The sequence below is a fragment of the Dyadobacter sp. 3J3 genome, assembly GCF_009801115.1.
Lineage (GTDB): Bacteria > Bacteroidota > Bacteroidia > Cytophagales > Spirosomataceae > Dyadobacter.
Genome location: NZ_VTOL01000002.1, coordinates 443,380 through 464,232, shown reverse-complemented (window position 1 = coordinate 464,232; position 20,853 = coordinate 443,380). Strand labels below are relative to the sequence as shown.

Below are 20,853 nucleotides of genomic sequence, written 5' to 3'. Positions count from 1 at the left end.
ATTAATTTGGGAGATCATTTGATCACATATCATGGCATAATATTTGAAGTAATAGGGTTACACAAGATGAAATTGAATTAATAAACCACGACATCCTTACCAAAAAAATAATGGAAAATAACCTCATCACAAACGAGCCGGATTCTAATCCGAGGATTACAGAAATGGCTACGCTTTCTCATGTTTTGGAAAAATTACGTTTGAAAAAACTTGATAATGAATTCAGATGGACAGAGGATGGTTTTACGGCCGGAAAAGGAAAAAGCTATAATCCAGAAGATCTGACCATTATTAAAACGTATCGTTTTGAAGGTGAATCTGATCCTGCTGATTCGTCTATTCTCTATATTATAGAGGCTAATGATGGTTTGACAGGTTACAGTCTGGATATTTATGGAGTATACAGCGATCATTCCGGGGAGGAAGGTTATGATAATTTTATCAGAAAAATTCCGGTTTCAGATCGTGATGAGCAATTAATCTTTGAAGTGTAAATAAAATTAATAGCCATAAAAATAAAATAAAACTGAGATCAGACTCCTGAACTCAGATAGTTGAAAAGTAAGAACGGGAAAGTTTATATGTTACCATAAGGTGCGTATAAGTTTTCCCGTTTGTTATGTTATTATAAAATTAATTGTATTACGGCTCAGGATTTTTCAAGCTGTGATATTAATGATTAATTTCGGCCCGAATCCTAAACTTAATCTTCAAAATCTGGTATGAAGTCAATATACATTGCTGTTTTATTAGTGCTTTTTAGCTTTCAAAACTTTTCAGTTTCTGCACAATCAAAATTAAAAAAAACTGTTTTTGTTATCGTTGACGGCATTTCTGCGGATGCATTGGAAAGTATTCCGAGACCAAATCTTGATGCAATTTCGAAAGCAGGCGGCTACACACATGCACACGTGGGCGGAGATAAAAATACTTATTCGCAAACGCCCACCATTTCCGCGGTAGGGTATAATAGTTTGCTCACGGGTACCTGGGTGAACAAGCATAATGTTTGGGATAATGATATTAAAGATCCGAATTATAATTATTGGACTGTTTTCAGATTTTTCAAGGAGCAGTTTCCAAATAAACGCAGCGCAGTTTTTTCTTCCTGGCTCGACAACAGAACCAAACTTGTTGGCGATGGTTTGCCGCAAACTAATCAATTGAGAACGGATTTTCCTTTCGATGGATTTGAGCTTGATACCATTCATTTTCCACACGATAAGTTAAAGGCTTATATGCACCAGATTGATGAAAAGGTGGTAGACGAAGCTGCAATTACTATAAAAAATAATGCGCCGGATTTATCCTGGGTTTATCTTGAATATACGGATGATATGGGACATCGTTATGGGGACAGTGACCAGTTTCATGACGCGATAAAAATGATGGATAATCAAATGGGGCGCTTGTGGGAAGCAGTTAAATATCGGGAGAAAAACTTTAAAGAAGACTGGCTGATCGTGATTACAACGGATCATGGACGTGACCCTAAAACTGGTAAAGGCCATGGCGGTCAGTCGGACCGTGAGCGAAGCACCTGGATTGTTACCAACGCGGGTGACTTGAACGCTAACTTTAATTCGAATCCGGGTATTGTAGATATTATGCCAACGATTGCCCGGCATATGGATGTAAATTTTCCAAAAGAACAAGCTTTTGAAATTGACGGTGTCTCACTCACAGGAAAAATTTCTATCCTGGATCCGGTTACGAAAAAGGAAGCTGGCAAAATTAATATCTCCTGGAAGGCAGCCGATAAAGAAGGAACAGTAAAAGTGTGGTTAACAACGACCAATCATTTTGAAAAAGGAGAAAGAGATCTCTATTTTTTAATGGATGAAGTGCCTGCTGCCGGTGAAAAAGCGGATCTGGATATATCTAAAATACCTTCAAAATTTTATAAAATCGTTTTGGAAGGAAAATACAATACGGTGAACCGCTGGGTTGTGGAATAAAAATTATTTAATTTTACCGAACAATCGGTAAAATTAAATAATTATGCCAGTCACGAAAGTTTTTCCGGAAGATGTGGACCGAAAGTTGACCGAGGTTTTTACCCGCTTCGGTTATGACGGCGCTTCTATGGAGTTATTGTCGCAGGCCACAGGATTAAAGAAAGCTAGTCTTTACCACCGTTTTCCAGGTGGGAAAAAAGATATGGCTGCCCATGTTTTAAAAAACCTGGAAATCTGGTTTTTGGAAAATTTCCAATCTGTAATTGAACAGGAAAATTTACCTGTCCAGGAACGACTTGAAAAAGCGTTGCTGCCTATCAATATTTTATTTGAAGATGGTGCCAGAAATTGTCCGCTGCGCATGTTATCTGCCTGCTCAGAAACACCGTATTTTCAGGAATATATTGCAAGCTGTTTTGCTATTTTAAATAATGGTTTTACCAAAATTGCATTTCAAAATGGTATGGTGGAGAGCCTTGCAAATGAAAAAGCAATGGAAGCCATCATCAATATTCAAGGATCACTGGTACTGTCAAGGGCAATGAGTGACAATAGTATTTTTAAAACCAGCATGGCTCGTATTCCTCAACTTCTTGGATTCAAATAAAATAAATATGTAGAAAAATTTTTATTTTACCGATCGTTCGGTAAATTTGTTTTTTATTTCATGAGGGATATTTTAAGAGGTATTAGTGGAAACAAATTTTAATTTCGCCTTGTGAAATTGTGAAACTAATCAGGAAGCTAATATTTTAACCAATCTAGGTCAAAAATGAAGATTAATAAAGAATTAAACCGGGTGGTCATTACAGGCCTTGGGGCTTTAACACCAATCGGAAACAACGTTGATGATTTTTGGAAATCATTGATAAACGGTGTTAGTGGTTCAGCGAATATTACGAAATTTGATACTACACATTTTAAAACAAAATTTGCCTGCGAGCTTAAAGGCATTAACGCACAGGATTTTTTTGAAAGAAATGAAGCCAGAAAATACGACCCTTTTACGCAATATGCGTTAATAGCGGTTGAAGAAGCGGTTAAGAATGCAAATATAAATTTTGAAACGCTTAACAGAAACCGGATTGGTGTAATCTGGGGAAGTGGCAATGGTGGTATCCAGACGTTTCAGGAGCAGGTATCTGAATTTGCCAGAGGCAATGGCACACCACGTTTCAATCCATATTTTATTCCAAAAATGATAGTGGATATCGCCTCTGGGGTAATATCTATAAAATACGGTTTGCGGGGGCCTAATTTCACGACAGTTTCTGCCTGTGCCAGTTCTAATACGGCCATTATTGATGCTTTCAATTATATCCGTTGGGGAAAGGCGGATATGATTATTACAGGAGGTTCTGAGGCGCCGATCAATGAGACTTCCATTGGTGGATTCAATGCTTCAAAAGCTTTATCAACTTTTAACGAAGATCCTGCCAAAGCCTCCCGTCCGTTTGATGTAAACCGTGATGGTTTCGTGATGGGTGAAGGAGCAGGAGCACTGGTTTTAGAAAGTTATGAACATGCAATAAGACGGGGCGCACCAATTTTGGGAGAAGTTGTTGGTGGAGGAATGGCTGCTGATGCTTATCATCTTACGGGTACACATCCGGAAGGGGAGGGCGCCTATCTAGGAATTCTGGAAGCACTTTCGGAAGCGAATTTGCAGCCACAGGAAATCGATTATCTTAACGTTCATGCGACCTCGACGCCGATGGGTGATGCCAGTGAATTGAAATCTGTTGAGCGGGTTTTTGGTTTTAATTCCGGCATGAACATTAGTGCAACGAAGTCTATGACGGGTCATTTGCTTGGAGGTGCGGGTGCTGTTGAAGCTATTGCCTGTATCATGGCGACCATCCATGATGTTGTTCCTCCTACAATTAATACGGTGGAAATTGAACCTGAGCTTCAAGGGAAATTTAACCTGACTTTGGGTGTTGCGCAAAAAAGAACCGTTAATTATGCAATGAGCAATACTTTTGGTTTTGGTGGTCATATTGCTACAAGTGTATTTAAGAAATTTGTAGAATAAATTATCCAGGAATTGGATTATGAAATACGGAAATGGATGTCTGATTGAGGAAATTCTTCTCATCCAGCATCCATTTTTTGTTTTAAAATGATCCTGGTGACGTTGAAATAATAGGGTCAAGATCACTTATTTTTCTGTACGACTTTGTTGTTTTGGTTAGTATCATGTCTCACTATTTAATAACGCGAAAACATAGGAATTTCTATTTGGCATAATTTTTTCTGATTTGATTAAAACAATATTTTTTACACTTTCTAATAAAAATCCACATGAAAAAATTATCGTTAACACTGATGATGCTTTGCGCTGTGACTACATTTACTTTTGCTCAGTCGTTCAGTTTCGGTCCGAAAGTCGGGGTAAATGTCAGCAATTATACAGGAGGAAATATTGAATCTGATGCTCTTTTAGGTTTCCATTTGGGTGGAATCTTACAATTTGGAATAGGACAGCATTTTGCGATACAGCCGGAGGTGCTTTTTTCAACACAAGGAGCCAAACTAAATAATGGTAATCTCGATGGAGTAAAATACAAGACCAATTATGTAGGTGTTCCGGTGATGTTCAAATTAAAGACAACAGGAGGATTTTATATTGAAGCTGGTCCGCAGTTCTCATTCCGCACAAGCGAAGATATTCCTAGTCAGACGTTTGACCACTTTGCCAAAAATCTTGATCTTGCAGCAGCAGCTGGTTTGGGTTATCAGTCTCCAATAGGGCTTGGTATTGGTGCACGTTATATCGCTGGTCTTTCTAAGGTTGGTGATTTTTCGGGAAATAACATTGATCCGAATTTTAAAAGCAGCGTGATACAAGTAAGTTTGTTCTGGGCTATCCCGGTTGTGAAGTAATAGTCATTATGTAGTATATAATATTAAGTGGGCATTTTGTCCACTTTTTTTGTTTTTATTCTACAAACTATCGTATTTCCGCGCTGAAAAAAATAGCCGGAAAAATAAAAAGCCTTGATAGTATCAAGGCCCTTTTGCTCATTTTAACCCTCCTCTACACTTGTAAAATAAGTGTTGTAAAAGTAAAACAGGAAATTTGAAAAACAAAGAAATTGTAGAATTAATATTACTATTTTGTAAAATTAATTGTATTTCTTGGTCAAATTATTGGTAAAATATACGGTTGCTAGGCTCCATTAAAAATATAAATTAGCCCTCTATTAACGGCATTGAATGTTTCGTTAAATAAGTTGTCAGTAAATTTTTTTGAAATATGGATTAAAACTTGAATTTTGGTACGGTATTTTCTTTATCGATAATAGTATAAATAAATTCGACGTTAAGAGAACTGTTATAAGGGTTAGAATTACACTATAAAACCTTATATCATGATATTTAATCCTAAGTACATTAAAGACGACTGGGTGAAAAGGAAAGGCAGTAGCCAGTTAATGCAAATTGACGAATATCAAACAGAAATTACAGACGGACTTACTACCAGTTGGGGAATAAAAACCGCACAAAGGAGGTATAACGGCAAGGTATGGTGTACCTGGGTCAATCAAAATAACGCTCTTGTGACCGAACCGTTTTTGGAATCGGATCTGGAACCGGTAAGATGGCCGGAGCCAGCAGCCAGGACCAAATAAAATACCAGAAATTTAATATAATTATATCAGTAAATACTTTAATAAAAGTCGTTTATTGATATAGTTGTATCAAATTTAATAACTGGTCCTATGCGTATATATTTGAGCGTTGCTTTTTGCATGATTTTGCTAGCTAATGTCGTAATGGCACAAGGAGCGAAAACATTGGCTATTGGTTCTGCCGCACCTGATTTTCACCTGAAAGGTGTGGACGACAAAGTTTACTCTTTAAAAAGTTTTGCTGATTCTCCGGTATTGGCTATCGTATTCTCATGCAATCATTGTCCAACTGCACAGGCCTATGAGGACAGGATCAAGACTTTAACCTCTGAATTTAAGGCTAAAAAGGTCGCCATGGTTGTCATCTCTTCAAATGATCCAAAAGCTATAAGGCTGGATGAACTTGGTTACACGGATATGGGTGACACCTTTGATGAAATGAAATTAAGGGCAAAAGACAAGGATTACAATTTTCCTTATCTATATGACGGAGACGACCAGTCAACCGCTATGGCTTATGGGCCTGTTGCTACACCACATATTTTTGTATTTGATAAAGACCGTAAACTTCGCTATAACGGTAGAATTGATGACGTTGAAAAGCCAACGGGAACACCAAAAAATAAGGATGCTTTCAACGCCATTCAGGAATTGGTAAACAATAAACCGGTTAGTGTGCCAACAACCAAGACTTTTGGATGTTCAATGAAGTGGATCACAAAAGAGCATGGTGTGCAGGATGAAGAAGCAGCCTGGGCAAAAGAGCCGGTAAGTATTGAAACGATTGATGAATCGGGATTGAAAGAACTTATTTCAAATAAAACGGACAAACTCAGGCTGATTAATGTGTGGGCTACCTGGTGTGGCCCGTGTGTAACAGAGTTTCCTGATTTTATGCAGATGCATCATATGTACAGAAACCGCGATTTTGAATTTGTTTCAGTAAGTGCAGATAATCCTGATAAAAAGGAAAAAGCCCTGAAATTTTTGCAAGGCAAACATGCTTCTAATAAAAACTACATATTTAATGTTGAAGATAAATACAAATTAATCGAGGCGATTGATCCCAACTGGCAAGGTGCTTTACCCTATACTATTCTGGTTGAACCGGGTGGGAAAATTGTTTACGCAAAACAAGGTCCGATTGACGCTAAAAAAATGAAGAAGGCTATTGTAGAAAATAAATATATAGGCCGTTTTTACTGAAATAATCTAATTTTAATTGATTAAAACGCCGCAGGGAATGCGGCATTTTAGTCGATTAAAATATTGGCCATCATCACGAATGACTACTTAAAATTACACTATCGGATGTCGGTTTTTAGTTGTAGCAATTTGAAGGTTTACAGAGATTTTGAAACTGAAAGATTGCTTGATACCTCAGCTTTCGGTGGGTCAGTTGGGTAAAAATTTGATTCAAGTCTCAGTATGATAGGCGAAAGTTTAAAAACCGATTGCCTGATGCATCAGTTTTGGTAAAAACTATTACTTCAAAAAAATAATTAAAGAATGGTATGATAGGTTAAAGTTACATTCGTATACGAAATTGTTCAAATTGGATGGGGAGCATTTGAAAAATCGTATTAAGGATTTTCATTAAAAGATATTATTTTAAAAGTAGCGCGGCGAATCCAGTTCAAGGGGGAAAGGCTGGGAAAAGGTTTATATTTTCAAGAGTCGAGTGTGGCCCATTTTTACAATACATTTTTCTAGGTATTGTCAGGTATTTTATTGTTAAATAAGTTGGGTAAAGAAAAATATTGAGCAATGTCGTTTTTAGATAAGACATCCCTAAAACTTCGCCTTATGTACAGAAGAACATTTATTAAAAATACCGGATTGATCACTGCACTGGGAATTGTAGGCCCCGAGGCATTTGCCACACCAAAAGCTAAAAACAAATTGCCAAAATGGAAGGGATTTAATTTACTTGATTTTTTCTCTCCGGATCCTAAACCAGACCGCCGTCTTACGGTAGAAGAGCATTTCAAATGGATGCACGACTGGGGTTTTGATTTTGTAAGATTGCCGATGGCTTATCCTTCTTATATTAAATTTGACCGAAGCAAAAATATCACACCTGCTGAGGTTTATAACATTGATGAGCAAGCCGTTGAAAAAATAGAAAAACTGGTTTTTCTGGCTCATAAGTATAATTTGCATGTCAGCCTCAACCTCCACAGGGCACCCGGATATTGTGTCAATGCTGGTTTTCATGAGCCATATAATTTATGGACGGATCAGGAAGCTCTTGACGCTTTTTGTTTTCACTGGAATATGTGGGCCAAACGGTTTAAGACTACTTCTTCAAAGAGAATAAGTTTTGATTTGTTGAACGAGCCAAGTTTGCGAGAAGATATGAATGATCAGCTTTCCAAAAGAAGTTCTGTGCCCGGTGCTATTTACAGGAAGGTTGCGGTTGCGGCTTCGGAAGCTATTAGAAAGGAAAATCCGAAACATTTGATCATTGCAGACGGAAATGATGTTGGATCAAGCGTGATTCCTGAAATCGTGGATCTGGATATTGGGCAGAGTTGTCGCGGATATCATCCGGGAATTATTTCTCACTACAAAGCTCCCTGGGCAAATAAGGATCCGGAACATTTACCTGACCCAAAATGGCCGGGGCAAGTTGGGAATCAATATCTGAGCCGTGAGATGCTTGAAAAATACTACAAACCTTGGATTGCTCTGGTGAATCAGGGCGTAGGGGTGCACTGCGGCGAATGTGGAAGCTGGAATAAAACACCACATGATGTTTTCCTTGCCTGGTTTGGGGATGTGCTCGATATTTTATCGTCAAACGGAATTGGCTTTTCACTTTGGGAATTTATTGGTGATTTCGGTGTTTTAGATTCCAAACGGACGGATGTTGCTTATGAAGATTTTCATGGGCATAAGCTGGATAGGCAATTGTTGAATCTCATGTTGAAATATTAATAAAGGTGTTGGCTGTCTTTTTATAAGCACCTCCTGCGGAGTCTTCAGGTATTACTTTCAACCATTATTTTACCAATATTTTTTTTATAATTCCAACGCACTCTTCCAATTCTTCGGTTGTGGAGGAAGCAAAACCTAATCGGGTTGCATTTCGAATTTCGGTTGCAGAATTGTTTTCTGAGCCGTCTGAAAAATACAAATCATTTTGTAAAGCTTTCGATGTCAATTCTTTCAGTTTAATTTTTTTATCAAATATTGTCCAAATGGCCATTCCGCCGACCGGCTTTTGGAAATGAAGGTGTTCATGCAACTCACTTTTTAAAAGATCACAAAAATAATCTCTCCGTTTATGGTAAGTTCTTAACGATTTCCGGAGATGGCGTTGAATCACACCATTTTGTAAAAGCTCTGCCATCGCATTTTCCAACATGGTGTCACCCTGGCGGTCAATGATTCTGCGGAGCTGAGCGAGATAGCTAATTACATTTTCAGACCCCACCAGATAACCAACCCGAAATGCGGGTGAAATCGCTTTGGTAAAAGAGCCACAGTACAAAACCATTCCCGACCTGTCTGCACCAGCCAATGGGAGTAAAGGTTTACTTAAATAATGAAAGTCGTAGTCATAGTCGTCTTCAAATATTATAAATCCATACTTTTCCGAAAGATGAAGCAATTGTATCCGGCGATCGGCGCGAAGTGCTACCGTTGTGGGGTAGTGGTGATGAGACGTTACGTAAACCATCCTTATCGTTTGTTTCAGGCAGATTTTTTCCAACGCCTCTATACTGATACCAAATTCATCAACAGAAATTTTTAGGATATTAGCACCAGCCTGCAAAAAATTACTGGTTGCAGTGGCCCAGCTTAATTCCCCTAAAACAACAGAATCTCCCTTTTTGAGTAGTCCTGTGCTTGCCAGATAGAGTCCCATGACTGTTCCTCGTATAATTAGAACATTTTCAGGGGAAGTTTGCAGTCCTCTGGTTTCATTTAAGTACTCTGACAATTCCTTTCGTAACCAAAAGGATCCGGCGGTATCACCATAGCCAAGTCTGGCATAAGAATTTCCCGTCAGCAATTGAGTGCGGTATGCCCGTGAAAGTTCTTCCAAAGGAGCAAGTCTTGGATCAGGAAAACCATCGTCCAAATGAAATTTCATGTTATTTTTTATTAACATTCTGTTCAAATGAGGTTTTATATCGAATGTAAAGCCCGACTTTTTACTTGAATCGTTGTATTTTAAAGGTGACGCTAATGAAAATTGCGGTTTTAATTCTGGAAAAGAGGCTGCGATAAAAGTACCCGTTCCAACACGGCTTTCCAGCCAACCCTGGGCCAGCAATTCTTCATAAGCGCGAACAACTGTTTTGCGATGAACATGGATAGAGCCAGCCAATTGTCTGCTGCCGGGCAATTTATAGCCTGTCTTTAAAAGACCTTTTCGGATTAAATCCATCAGTTGATTAGCAATCTGTATGTATACAGGTTGTTTCGAATTTTTGTCAGGGATAATTAATGATGAAAATGGCTGCATGAGTGGACTACTGATTTTATCCAAATTGGATGATTAAAGTAATCCAATGATCCGATAAATTTGTAAAAAAACAAAATATGTCAGTCCCAAAATCAAAGATTATTCCGAGTCGGTCAGCAAAACGTGCGTATTTTGATCCAGAATCAATTTACCCGATTCTCGATGAAGCACTTTTTTGTTCCATTAGTTATGCTGTTGATAATCAGCCGTTTTCAATTCCAACTTCTTTTGTACGGTATGAAAACAAGATTTACATTCATGGATCCGTAGGAAGTCATTTTATCAGGGAAATTGAAAAAGGAATTCCGGTTTGCATAACGGTGATGCTTGTAGACGAACTTGTGGTAGCAAAATCGGCATTTAGTCATTCTGTAAATTACAGATCGGTAGTCATTTTTGCACAAGCAGAAGTAATAGAAGATATGGATATGAAAATAGCATCCTTTGAATGGCTTACAAATAAGATTGTTCCGGGAAGTTGGGGATATCTGCGACCTGTAAAAGTGAATGAAGTAAAGAAAACGACGGCACTGGCTTTTACCTTGGATGAGGCATCTGCCAAGATGAGAACAGGTATGCCAATCGATGAGGAGGAGGACCGCCATCTGCCGATTTGGTCTGGTCTTATTCCCTTAAAAACAAGTCGTTTAGAGCCAGTAGGCGATAGTTCGAGTGAAAACATACCAATACCTGAGCATTTGCTCTAACCAGGATAGCCCAGCCGCAAGCACTATTCGTCTACGTTCATCAGGATCTTACGAGGATCGTGGTGGACGTTTTATTTTGACTGAATACAAATGTTATAATTCTCAGGTTCAAATAGCAAAATTTTAAGTTTTTGTTCTTTCTTTGCTATCTTGTAGAATTGATACGACCCACCATGGACAAATTAGAAAGAGCTTTCATCCTTTTTGACAGTTATAACAAACAATCACCAGAGCATATTATATGGAAGGGAGAAGAGTTTCCCTCCGAATATTTTTATGCATTAAAGTTATACGATTGGGTAAATAAACTTGAACCCGATGCTCCGGAAGCGTTATTACTTGCGTCGAGAAGTCAGCATATCGGGCGGTGGGAAATAGCCAGAAAATCTTATCCTGATGGCCGTCTCGGTTATCTCAAATGGAGAAGTGATCTTGCGAAATTTCATGCAGAGAAGTCGGCGCAACTGATGCTGGAAGCTGGATATGATGATATAGTCATCAATAGGGTAAAGCAAATTATTCTTAAACAAAAAATAAAATCGGATAACGACGTCCAAACAATTGAAAATGCGCTTTGCCTAGTCTTTCTTGAATTTCAGTTTGATGAATTGATTCAAAAGCTTAGTGAAGAAAAAATGATTGACATTTTACAGAAAACCTGGGCCAAAATGAGTGTTCAAGGACAGGAAGCAGCCTTGGCTATGCACCATAGTGAAGAGGGAAATATGCTGTTAAAAAAAGCCTTGAACGCAGGTTAAAACTCCTAAAAACGCAGACGTACTGAGGTTTTATCTAAAAAAATGAAAGCAATTTTTGGCAAGGAATCTTTGGAAATGATTATTTCTGGTATTGATGCCGGAATATGGGATTGGAATTTAGTCAGCGGCCGGCATATATGGTCCGACAGATTTTATACAATTTTAGGATATAAACCGGGAGATTTTGAACCGGGCTATCAAACATTTTTTGACATACTGTGCCATCCTGAAGATCGGGTAATTGTTGAGGCTGGTATTGACAAACTGCTTAAAAATAAGGTTACTTGTAAAGTAGAGATTCGTTTAAAGAACAAATCAAGCGAGTACAGATATTTTCGTTGCTCAGGAACTGCCAGATATGACAATGGGCAAGTTATTAATATAGCAGGTTCAATCCATGACATACAGCAAAGCCGTTGTCTGGAAGAAATGCTCTCCAAAAGTGAGGTGAAAGACCAGAAATTAGCTGATGAAAAGCTTCGGGTTATTTTTCAATATTCCACAGATGCACATTTGCTTTTTGATGAAAACGGAATTATAGATTGTAACGAGGCAGCAATTAAGATGCTGCGCTGCAAGGATAGATCTGATTTAATGTCATATCATCCAGCTGTCTTTTCCCCGGAATTTCAGCCCGACGGCAGGCGGTCAGAAGAGAAATCCAGGGAAATGGACAAGATTGCCTACGAAACCGGATATAATCAGTTTGAATGGATCCACAGTAGAATCGGCGGTGAAGAGTTTCCGGTGGAAGTAACACTTAATCCTGTAATTGTAGCCGATAAACGTGTTTTACTGGTTGTGTGGCATGACATCACAGAAAGAAAACTTGCACAAGATCTAATCCAGAGAAATGAAGCCATGTTGGCGGAATCCCAGGCACTTACACATAGCGGGAGTTGGGAGGTTGATTTATTGACCGGGAAGAATTATTGGTCTGCCGAAACATTCCGGATTTTTGGAATGTCACCTACTAATTCAGCACCGGGGACGATAGAATTTGCAAGGAAATTATACCCGGACGACCGAGATCTTTACAGGACTCAAATTCAAAAAGTCAACAGGGAAAAAATATCGTCAAGTTTTGATTTAAGAATTGTACTGCCTGGCGGACAAGTGAAATATATTCATGTAATAGGAAAAGCCGGAACAGACAAATCAGGAAAAGTTGTAAAACTTTACGGAGCGATTCTTGATATCGACGGGCATAAAAAAGCGGAAAGTGAACTTTTACAGGCAAAAGAAGAGGCGGAACTGGCCGCAGTAGCGAAATCTCAGTTTTTGTCCACAATGAGCCATGAAATCCGGACGCCGATGAATGCGGTCATCGGATTTACGCATTTACTGTTGCAACAGAATCCGCGTCCTGAGCAAATGGAATACCTGAATATTCTGAAATTTTCTGCTGAAAATCTCTTGGTATTAATTAACGATATCCTTGATTTTAGTAAAATAGAGGCCGGAAAGATTGAGTTCGAAGAAGTAGACTTTAACATCCATAATCTGCTAGAGAACATCCGGCTGGGCATGGTTCATAAAGCGAAAGAAAAGGGTATTCAGCTCAAATTGATGATTGATAGTGATTTAAATCGGGCAGTGATTGGAGATCCCGTACGAATGGGGCAAATTTTGACCAATCTTATCAGTAATGCTGTCAAATTTACGAATGATGGAAAAGTTGTAATTTCCGCAACTCAGGCCTTACAGGAAAAGAATCATATCGTTGTTGATTTTGAGATTTCCGATACCGGTATAGGCATAGCGGCTGATGAGATTGATAATATTTTTGAAAGTTTCACACAGGCAAGTTCAGATACGACCAGGAAATTTGGAGGATCCGGATTAGGGTTGACGATCACCAAAAGACTTTTGGAATTACAGGGAAGTAAGATTGAAGTAAAAAGTACAATCGGGAAAGGCTCGGTTTTCTATTTTAGTATGCGCTTCAAAATTAGTTGGAAACAATTAGTTGATCAGGTAAAAGCCAACACACCTAAAATACAAAGTTTAAAAGGTACCAAAGTACTGATCGCGGAGGATAATCAGATCAACGTAATTCTTGCGAAACAGTTTTTCAAACAATGGGATGTGGCTTGTGATGTCGCCGAGAATGGTCTCCTGGCCTACGAACTAGTACAAACAAATGATTATGATCTCGTTTTGATGGATCTCCAGATGCCGGAAATGGATGGATACGAAACTACTGCCAAAATCAGAAGTCTTAGTGGCGCAAAATTTGCAGATTTGCCTATCATTGCACTTACCGCTTCGGCAATGCTTGATATTAAGGATAAGGCATTTGAAGTAGGTATGAATGATTATCTAAGCAAGCCATTCAATCCAAATGAGTTGTATTCGAAAATTGATTTTTACAAAAAATCAAGGAACTGATTTATGGTAAAATTAATTCTGTGATATTTTGTCGAAATACTTGTATTTAAATTACAAATATTATTTCCTCATATTAATTTTCAAACAGTCACATTTATGAAAATAACCAAATAAAGCAAATAAATCAGTAGATTTATTTAACGAACCATGTTATACGTTTATTTTAAAAATGTGCTTTGCATAACTCTAAATGCTATATAAGGGATATTTATAAAATATTATCTGTCGGTTTTTGGTGATTGTAGCTATTGTTCGTATTTTTACTGAGTAAGTTTTCGACAATATTATAATATATTTGGTTACAAATTAGTTACGAAATAGGTTTGTATACGCCTGAACCCAACCCTCTGTACTTTTAACACTTTCATATTTTGACAGCAGCGTTGTGTCAAAATGATTTTTTAAAACTAAACTGGTGATAGCTCAACATTTAAGTTTTCAATGATACTCAGGGCTATACACGCATTACTTAGATTTGACAGTCCCGTATATTCGATTTTACTCAACATATGAACCCACGAAAAACTCTACTGGTAATGGACGATGAACCTAGTATTTGTAAAATACTGGAACATTTTCTTAAAAAAGAATTTAATGTATTTGTTAAGAGTGACGGAGCGGAGGGAATGCTTTGGCTTGAAGAAGGCAACGAAGTTGATCTGATCATTGCAGATCTGCAAATGCCGAACCTCAATGGCAAGGAATTTTTAAAAATCGCCAGAGCCAGTAATCTTTATTCGGACATTCCTGTGATTATTTTATCAGGGTCTGATGAAAGCAGTGAACGCATCCAGTGCCTGAACCTTGGAGCTGATGACTTTATGGTTAAGCCTTTTAACCCGGTCGAAGTTCAGGCCAAGGTCAATGCAATATTGAGACGTAGCAAAAGATATTCCTCATAGTATAAATATTATTTAGCATGATGGAGTGGACAAGCCAGTCTGAGGGAACTTCGATTGATTCGAATGTGCCACCTTCTTCCCAGTTTCGTATTGCCTATTTGAGCAAAGATTTTGAACAATATCTATGGTTTTCAGCCAACTACGGTAATTACTTGCAAATTGAATATTTCGAAGACAAAGATGATCTTCTAAAAGCATTGCAGGAATATTTTCCGGCAGACGCTATCCTGGCACACGTTAAAAGTGGAGCCTGGGAACTTCTTGACCAGGTACGGAGCACTCCGGGCTTTGGTAATATTCCTTTTGTTGTTTTGGTTGAAAATCTCAATCCGGCTGTGATTCGTAATGCCAAAGCAAAAAAAGCGGATGACATATTTGCCACCGATTTTAGTGAAGGAGATCTGCTCACGAGGCTTCGGTATTTCACCAAAAGACAATGGTATGTTGCAAGCAAAGCTTCAAAAAAAATACAATTAGAAGAGAATCATACACCATTTTGGAAAAGAGCTATTGATGTTATTTCAACCGGTGGTGCGGTAATTTTATTATCTCCAATATTTATCCTTGTTGCTATTCTTATCCGGCTTGATTCAAAAGGCCCCGTTTTTTACAAATCCAAAAGGGTAGGGAGTGGATATAAGATTTTTGACCTGTACAAATTCAGAACCATGCGTACAGATGCTGACCAGCTGATCAGAAAAATGGCAGCATTAAACATGTACAATGCTAAACCTGCGGAACAGGATGTGAAAACTGAGAATTCCAATCTTTGCGAAGAATGCAACAGCGGAGGTTTTTGTAATCGTCGTTTATTTTTGGATGGCAAAGAAATATGTGAAAAAGTTTACCAAAGCCAAAAGGAACAAAAAGCGGCATTTATGAAATTTCAAAATGATCCGCGAATTACAAGAATTGGTAATTTTCTAAGAAACACCAGCCTTGACGAACTCCCTCAGCTGATCAATATACTCAAAGGCGATATGTCGCTGGTTGGCAATCGCCCTTTGCCTTTGTACGAAGCCGAAAAGCTGACAACCGACCATGCCATTTTACGTTTCGCAGGACCAGCCGGACTTACAGGCCTCTGGCAGGTAACAAAACGTGGAAAGGGGAAGTCGGACATGTCAGAAGAGGAAAGGACAGAGCTGGATATTACTTACGCAAAAAACTTTTCTTTCAAAATGGATCTTAAAATTATCCTTATGACTTTCCCGGCTCTGTTTCAGTCAGAAAACGTTTGATTTATCGCTAATCAGTTAGTTACCAGCATCATCATTGTACAAATTATGTCAGATGGTTTTAATCCATTTATTTTGCGTCTCATCAAATCTTTTGATCACGCGGGAAGGATTTCCAACGGAGACAGAATAGGGAGGTATATTTTTGGTGACCACGGCACCAGCTGCCACCACAGAATGTTTTCCAATCGTTACGCCAGCTGTAATTACCGTATTGGCACCTATCCAGCAATCATCCTCAATGACTATTGGAGCCACACTTACGCCTTGTTGATGGATAGGTTTTGTAACATCCTGGTAATTATGATTCAGTCCGCTCGCTACAATGTTCTGAGCCAAAATAACATTATTACCAATAGTGACCGGACCAATAATGACGTTTCCCATGCCAATCAGAGAATTATTCCCTATATGAACTTCTCCAACGCCATTATTAATGGTGCAAAAATCTTCAATCGCAGAGTTTTCTCCGATTGAAAAAGAATTGAATGGCACAACATCCATTCTGACACGGCGCCGGATTATAACACCTTTTCCTTTTTTATGATAAAGCGGATTAAGTAATAATCTTACCCAAAGACGTGGACGGGCCTGATTGGTTGGAATTAAAAGCCAGTGAATAAATTTTTTAAGCTTGGGATTACTTTTGATTTGGTCGGAAACAGACATAATGGAAGGTTTATTTGGGAACGTTGAGTTATAAATCATCTGACTAAAAGTAAAAGTAGTTTTTAATAATATATTTTTTTCAAAAATTAATGCAGATGAAATACGCAGTGTTTTTTGTTTTTTTCTTTTTAGTTGTACAAAAGTCGCAGGCGCAGGAATCTCTGAGCAAGGATATTTCTTATGAATACCTTGACAAACTTATCGCAATTTGCAAATCGAATTATCCTAAAAATAAAATATTTGATACCCGGATTTCCATGGCAGAATCCGGTGTGAAAAAGGCAAGAATGTCATATTTTGACATTTTTTCTGCCGGCTATCTATATAGTCCCAACAGTAGCAAAGGAACGGCAGGTGCTGCCAGCTTTTTAGGTGGATATCAATTAGGTTTTTTTGCAAACGTGGGTTCACTTTTACAAAAGCCAAGTGTAATAAAACAGGCAAAAGGAGAGTTGGCTACTGCTGAATTTGAAAAATTGGCAAATGACCTGACTATTGAGGCTGAGGTAAAGAAAAGATATTTTACTTATATACAGAAGATTGCAATATTGAGATTGAGGAATTCGGCATTGCTTGATGTGGAAAGTATGCTAACCAGTGTTAAACATCGATTTGAAAAGGGTGAAGAGACGCTGGAAAAGTATAATGAAGCTCTGCTTGTGTTATCCAATCAATCTCTAAATATCATTATTGCAGAAGGGGAGGTTTTAATTGCAAAAAGCAGCCTTGAAGAATTACTGGGACAAAAACTTGAAAAGATACAATGAATGAATTTTTGCTATTTATAAGACTACTGCAAAGAAATAAAGTGACACTGATTCTTGTCCCTTTAATTACGGTAATCGTTTGTTATTTTCTTGTTCAGGAGCTTCCCGATTCATATAAATCTCATGCAAGAATTGCAACGGGATTGGTAGATAAAACAGATCAGGTAATCACAGAATCAAAAGACGAGCAGGATTCTGAAATCGCCCGCAAATTTGAAAGTCTGATGCAGATGATGCGGCTCAAAAAGATTGTTGACCAGGTTTCCTATCGGTTGATTCTGAACGATCTGAAAAGTGTTAAGGATTCTACATGGCGAAGCCCGGTTAAGCAATTGAAAGAGATGAGCAAAGTTGATAAAGCCAGAGCCATTGCTTTAATTACGAGAAAATATAAGAAGCGGGAAGAGCTTTTTCTATCCAATCCCTATGAAAACAGTATTAATAAGCTGATTGAAGATATGGGGTATGGTTCTGACGCGTTAAAGGAAAAGCTTACTATTTTCAGAACAGGTACCGGTGATTATATCAATCTTGAATACGAAGCTGAAAATGCCAATTTAGCTGCTTTTGTTTTAAATACGCTTTGTCAGGAATTTATCGCTTCCAATTCGTCAAGAATTGTCGAAAACAGTAAAAGAACCATTGATTTCTTACAAAATTTTTTACAGCAAAAGCAGGTAGCGCTCAATGAGCGGATGAATACGCTGAGAAATTTTAAGATTCAGAATCGGGTACTGAATTTGCAGGAAATGGCAAAAAGTATTTATGGTCAGATGGCCGATTTTGAAACACGGCGAGAAGTTGCGGAAAAAGATATAATCGCTTATCAGGCTGCAATTAATAACATTGACAGCAAGTTCAATCCTGCCGACAGGAAATACTATGAAAGTACTTTAATATCTGTTAACAAGGATATAGTCAATAGTAAAATTGCCCTGAAAGAGTTGAATACAAGCTATATTTTGAGCAATTATGATGGTAAAATCAAGAAAAGTGTAGATTCTTTACAAAATAAACTTACAGAACAAATTGCTGACGCATCGGATAAATATATTTACAACCCGATGTCGGCCAAACAAGACCTGGTGACTCAAAAACTGGGAATGGAAATTTCGCTGGATCTCGCAAAAAACAGCGTGAATTCAATACAGGGAGAATTGAACAGGCTGAATAGAAAATTCGACGGACTTGTACCGAATGAGGCGAAAATCCAGGAATTTGAAACCGGAATCGACATTGCCAGTAAGGAATATATTGAAGCGTTACAACGATATAACGACGCCAGTCTTCAATTCAGTTTTCCGGTTTATCTCAATTTAATTGAAAAATCAATGCCCGGCGAAGTTCTTGCGTCAAAAAAAATGGTGCTTGTGGTTTTATCGGGTGTTATAAGTCTTACGTTTTGCGTTTTTGTCTTTTTCATACTGTTTTATCTGGACAAATCAATTCGTTATCCGATTCAACTGGCCAATGCGGTTGACAAGCCGGTTCTGGGATATCTCAATAAGCTTGAAAGTATTTCTAATCTGAGTCTTTCAAGTATGAATTCTTCTAACGAAAAATCATTAATTCTTTATAAAAATCTTATCCGGTCCATCCGGTATGAACTCGACGAAGAATTGAATGATCCAAAATCTATTGCTATATCAAGTTTAACAAGCAATGTCGGGAAGACATCCCTGATATTGACCTTAGCCTGGGCTTTTTCCAAGATTAATAAAACGGTATTAATCATTGACGGAAGTTTTGGACATCCGGCCATTTCTAAATTAAATCCGGACTCGGACCTTTTAGAAAATTTCTTTAACGGAGATACTACGATTAAAGCCTCTTCTGGCCAAATCAGTATTTTAGGAAATTCCGGCGGAGATAATTCTTTGCTCGAAATTGCTGATGAAAAGCAAATAGTAAGAAAGTTTGAATTATTGAAAACACAGTTTGATATCATCCTTATAGAAACAGATTCACTTTCGTACATGAATAAAGCAAAGGAGTGGATCTCTTTTGCGGATCGCGTGGTGACAGTTTTTGCAGCAGGACATTCTATCTCACATGAAGATTTATCTAAAATACAATACTTGAATAGCCTTGATGATAAATTCTCAGGCTGGATTTTGACAAATACGGAGAGTATGCCGGAACAGGCAGGTAAAATTAGAAAAGAGATAGAAGTATGATAGTTCTTGAATATTTCTGGTATCTGATCCAGATCGTAATCGGGTATAACCTTGTCTTTCCGGTTGTTTTATTGTTGATTTATAAACTCAAAGGAAGGAAAACACGGGGATCAAAAGTACAAGCAGAAAAATTGCCAGACTATGGAATCATTGTAACAGCTTATGAACAAACACAGCAGTTATCAGCGGTGGTTGCTTCTTTGTTAAAAGTTAACTATTCCAATTATCACATTTATGTTGTTGCCGATAAATGTGATATATCAAATCTTGATTTCAAGTCAGAAAAAGTAAGCCTGCTTCGTCCGCCAACGGTTCTTGGAAGCAATACCCGTTCCCATTTTTACGCCATTAATAATTTCGAAAGAGCCCATTCTCATTTAACGATTATTGACAGCGATAATCTTACAGATCCTGAATATCTGAATGAGTTAAATGTTTATTTTGCTCAGGGATTTGAGGCTGTTCAAGGTATCCGGGAAGCTAAAAATCTGGATAGTACCTATGCCTGTCTTGATGCAGGGCGAGATATTTATTACCATTTTTACGACGGTAAAATTTTGTTTGGAGCCGGATCTTCGGCAACCCTGGCAGGTTCCGGAATGGCTTTTACAACTTCGTTATACAGAAAATGTCTTGAGCATCTGGATGTTACAGGTGCCGGATTTGATAAGGTACTTCAGGAAGGCATTATCAGTCGTGGTTATCGAATCGCTTTTAGTGAAAATGCTATTGTTTATGACGAAAAAACCAGCGGTACGGATCAGCTTGTAAACCAGCGGGCGAGATGGATAAATACCTGGTTTAAATATTTTGCACTGGGTTTTAAAATATTTTTCAAAGGAATTGTCTCTATGAATTGGAATCAATTCTTATTCGGTCTGGTGTTGCTGCGGCCGCCGCTATTCATTTTCCTCTTATTGTCTCTTTTGTTTTTATTTGTCAATCTGTTCATATCTTTTACTGTTGCAACAATCTGGTTTGCGGGGCTCTGTGTCTTCGTGTCAGGTTTTTACATTGCTTTGAAAAGCTCGGATACGGATCCAAGAATTTATCAGTCACTGATAAATATTCCCAAATTTATTTCCTTCCAGCTGGTTGCACTTTTTAAATCACGCAGAGCTAATCAGATTTCTGTTGCTACTAAGCACGGACAGTCAGGTCAGGAATAATTTAT

General features: G+C 38.1%; 18 protein-coding genes. 16 read left to right on the top strand and 2 right to left on the bottom strand.

Annotated elements, in window-relative coordinates; genetic code table 11:
• Positions 1–110: 110 nt before the first annotated feature.
• The 8 genes from FZF08_RS05815 to FZF08_RS05780 all read left to right on the top strand — a co-directional run bounded on the left by FZF08_RS05815 (position 111) and on the right by FZF08_RS05780 (position 8,533).
• Positions 111–494, top strand: a complete 384-nt coding sequence (locus tag FZF08_RS05815; RefSeq protein ID WP_159467690.1) for a hypothetical protein — start codon at positions 111–113, stop codon at positions 492–494.
• Between the two features lie 228 nt (positions 495–722).
• The gene (locus FZF08_RS05810) at positions 723–1,958 is read left to right on the top strand and encodes an alkaline phosphatase family protein (RefSeq protein ID WP_159467689.1); all 1,236 of its coding nucleotides are present in this window, start codon (positions 723–725) and stop codon (positions 1,956–1,958) included.
• 43 nt (positions 1,959–2,001) lie between these two features.
• Positions 2,002–2,565, top strand: coding sequence for a TetR/AcrR family transcriptional regulator (locus FZF08_RS05805; protein ID WP_159467688.1), 564 nt, complete (start codon positions 2,002–2,004; stop codon positions 2,563–2,565).
• 165 nt (positions 2,566–2,730) lie between these two features.
• Complete coding sequence (gene fabF, locus FZF08_RS05800) at positions 2,731–3,993, top strand: beta-ketoacyl-ACP synthase II (protein WP_159467687.1); 1,263 nt, start codon at positions 2,731–2,733, stop codon at positions 3,991–3,993.
• A gap of 269 nt (positions 3,994–4,262) precedes the next feature.
• On the top strand, positions 4,263–4,844 hold the full coding sequence (locus tag FZF08_RS05795; protein WP_159467686.1) for a porin family protein: 582 nt from the start codon (positions 4,263–4,265) through the stop codon (positions 4,842–4,844).
• 488 nt (positions 4,845–5,332) lie between these two features.
• Complete coding sequence (locus FZF08_RS05790; RefSeq protein ID WP_229216431.1) at positions 5,333–5,593, top strand: hypothetical protein; 261 nt, start codon at positions 5,333–5,335, stop codon at positions 5,591–5,593.
• 90 nt (positions 5,594–5,683) lie between these two features.
• On the top strand, positions 5,684–6,799 hold the full coding sequence (locus tag FZF08_RS05785) for a redoxin family protein (protein WP_159467685.1): 1,116 nt from the start codon (positions 5,684–5,686) through the stop codon (positions 6,797–6,799).
• A 600-nt stretch (positions 6,800–7,399) separates the two neighbouring features.
• Positions 7,400–8,533 carry a glycoside hydrolase family 5 protein gene (locus FZF08_RS05780; protein WP_159467684.1) on the top strand — a complete coding sequence of 378 codons (1,134 nt, stop codon included), beginning with the start codon at positions 7,400–7,402 and terminating at the stop codon, positions 8,531–8,533.
• A 64-nt stretch (positions 8,534–8,597) separates the two neighbouring features.
• Here FZF08_RS05780 and FZF08_RS05775 read toward each other — a convergent pair whose 3' ends face one another.
• Positions 8,598–10,070, bottom strand: coding sequence for a PLP-dependent aminotransferase family protein (locus tag FZF08_RS05775; RefSeq protein WP_159467683.1), 1,473 nt, complete (start codon positions 10,068–10,070; stop codon positions 8,598–8,600).
• A 77-nt stretch (positions 10,071–10,147) separates the two neighbouring features.
• On the opposite strand from FZF08_RS05775, the gene FZF08_RS05770 reads away from it, so the two are divergent.
• From FZF08_RS05770 to FZF08_RS05750, 5 genes are all read left to right on the top strand, one after another.
• Entirely contained in the window at positions 10,148–10,777 is a 630-nt protein-coding gene (locus FZF08_RS05770) for a pyridoxamine 5'-phosphate oxidase family protein (protein WP_159467682.1), read from the top strand.
• Positions 10,778–10,950: 173 nt separating this feature from the next.
• Positions 10,951–11,535 carry a DUF4202 domain-containing protein gene (locus FZF08_RS05765; RefSeq protein ID WP_159467681.1) on the top strand — a complete coding sequence of 195 codons (585 nt, stop codon included), beginning with the start codon at positions 10,951–10,953 and terminating at the stop codon, positions 11,533–11,535.
• A 42-nt stretch (positions 11,536–11,577) separates the two neighbouring features.
• Entirely contained in the window at positions 11,578–13,926 is a 2,349-nt protein-coding gene (locus FZF08_RS05760; protein ID WP_159467680.1) for a hybrid sensor histidine kinase/response regulator, read from the top strand.
• A gap of 509 nt (positions 13,927–14,435) precedes the next feature.
• Entirely contained in the window at positions 14,436–14,828 is a 393-nt protein-coding gene (locus tag FZF08_RS05755) for a response regulator transcription factor (RefSeq protein WP_159467679.1), read from the top strand.
• Between the two features lie 17 nt (positions 14,829–14,845).
• Positions 14,846–16,069: a sugar transferase gene (locus tag FZF08_RS05750; protein WP_229216430.1), complete on the top strand. Its 1,224-nt coding sequence runs from the start codon at positions 14,846–14,848 to the stop codon at positions 16,067–16,069.
• A 48-nt stretch (positions 16,070–16,117) separates the two neighbouring features.
• On the opposite strand, the gene FZF08_RS05745 is transcribed toward FZF08_RS05750, so the two are convergent.
• A complete protein-coding gene (locus FZF08_RS05745; RefSeq protein WP_159467678.1) occupies positions 16,118–16,735 on the bottom strand; it encodes a DapH/DapD/GlmU-related protein in 618 nt (205 codons plus the stop codon).
• 95 nt (positions 16,736–16,830) lie between these two features.
• Here FZF08_RS05745 and FZF08_RS05740 point away from each other — a divergent pair, with 95 nt between their 5' ends.
• Genes FZF08_RS05740 through FZF08_RS05730 form a run of 3 tightly spaced genes read left to right on the top strand, consistent with a single transcriptional unit; the run spans position 16,831 to position 20,848 of the window.
• Complete coding sequence (locus tag FZF08_RS05740) at positions 16,831–17,502, top strand: TolC family protein (RefSeq protein WP_229216429.1); 672 nt, start codon at positions 16,831–16,833, stop codon at positions 17,500–17,502.
• Positions 17,499–19,679 (top strand): lipopolysaccharide biosynthesis protein, encoded by a 2,181-nt coding sequence (locus FZF08_RS05735; RefSeq protein ID WP_159467676.1) that lies wholly within the window; start codon positions 17,499–17,501, stop codon positions 19,677–19,679. Before FZF08_RS05740 ends, FZF08_RS05735 begins: the two co-directional genes overlap by 4 nt.
• Positions 19,676–20,848, top strand: coding sequence for a glycosyltransferase (locus FZF08_RS05730; RefSeq protein WP_159467675.1), 1,173 nt, complete (start codon positions 19,676–19,678; stop codon positions 20,846–20,848). Before FZF08_RS05735 ends, FZF08_RS05730 begins: the two co-directional genes overlap by 4 nt.
• The last annotated feature ends 5 nt before the right edge of the window (positions 20,849–20,853 follow it).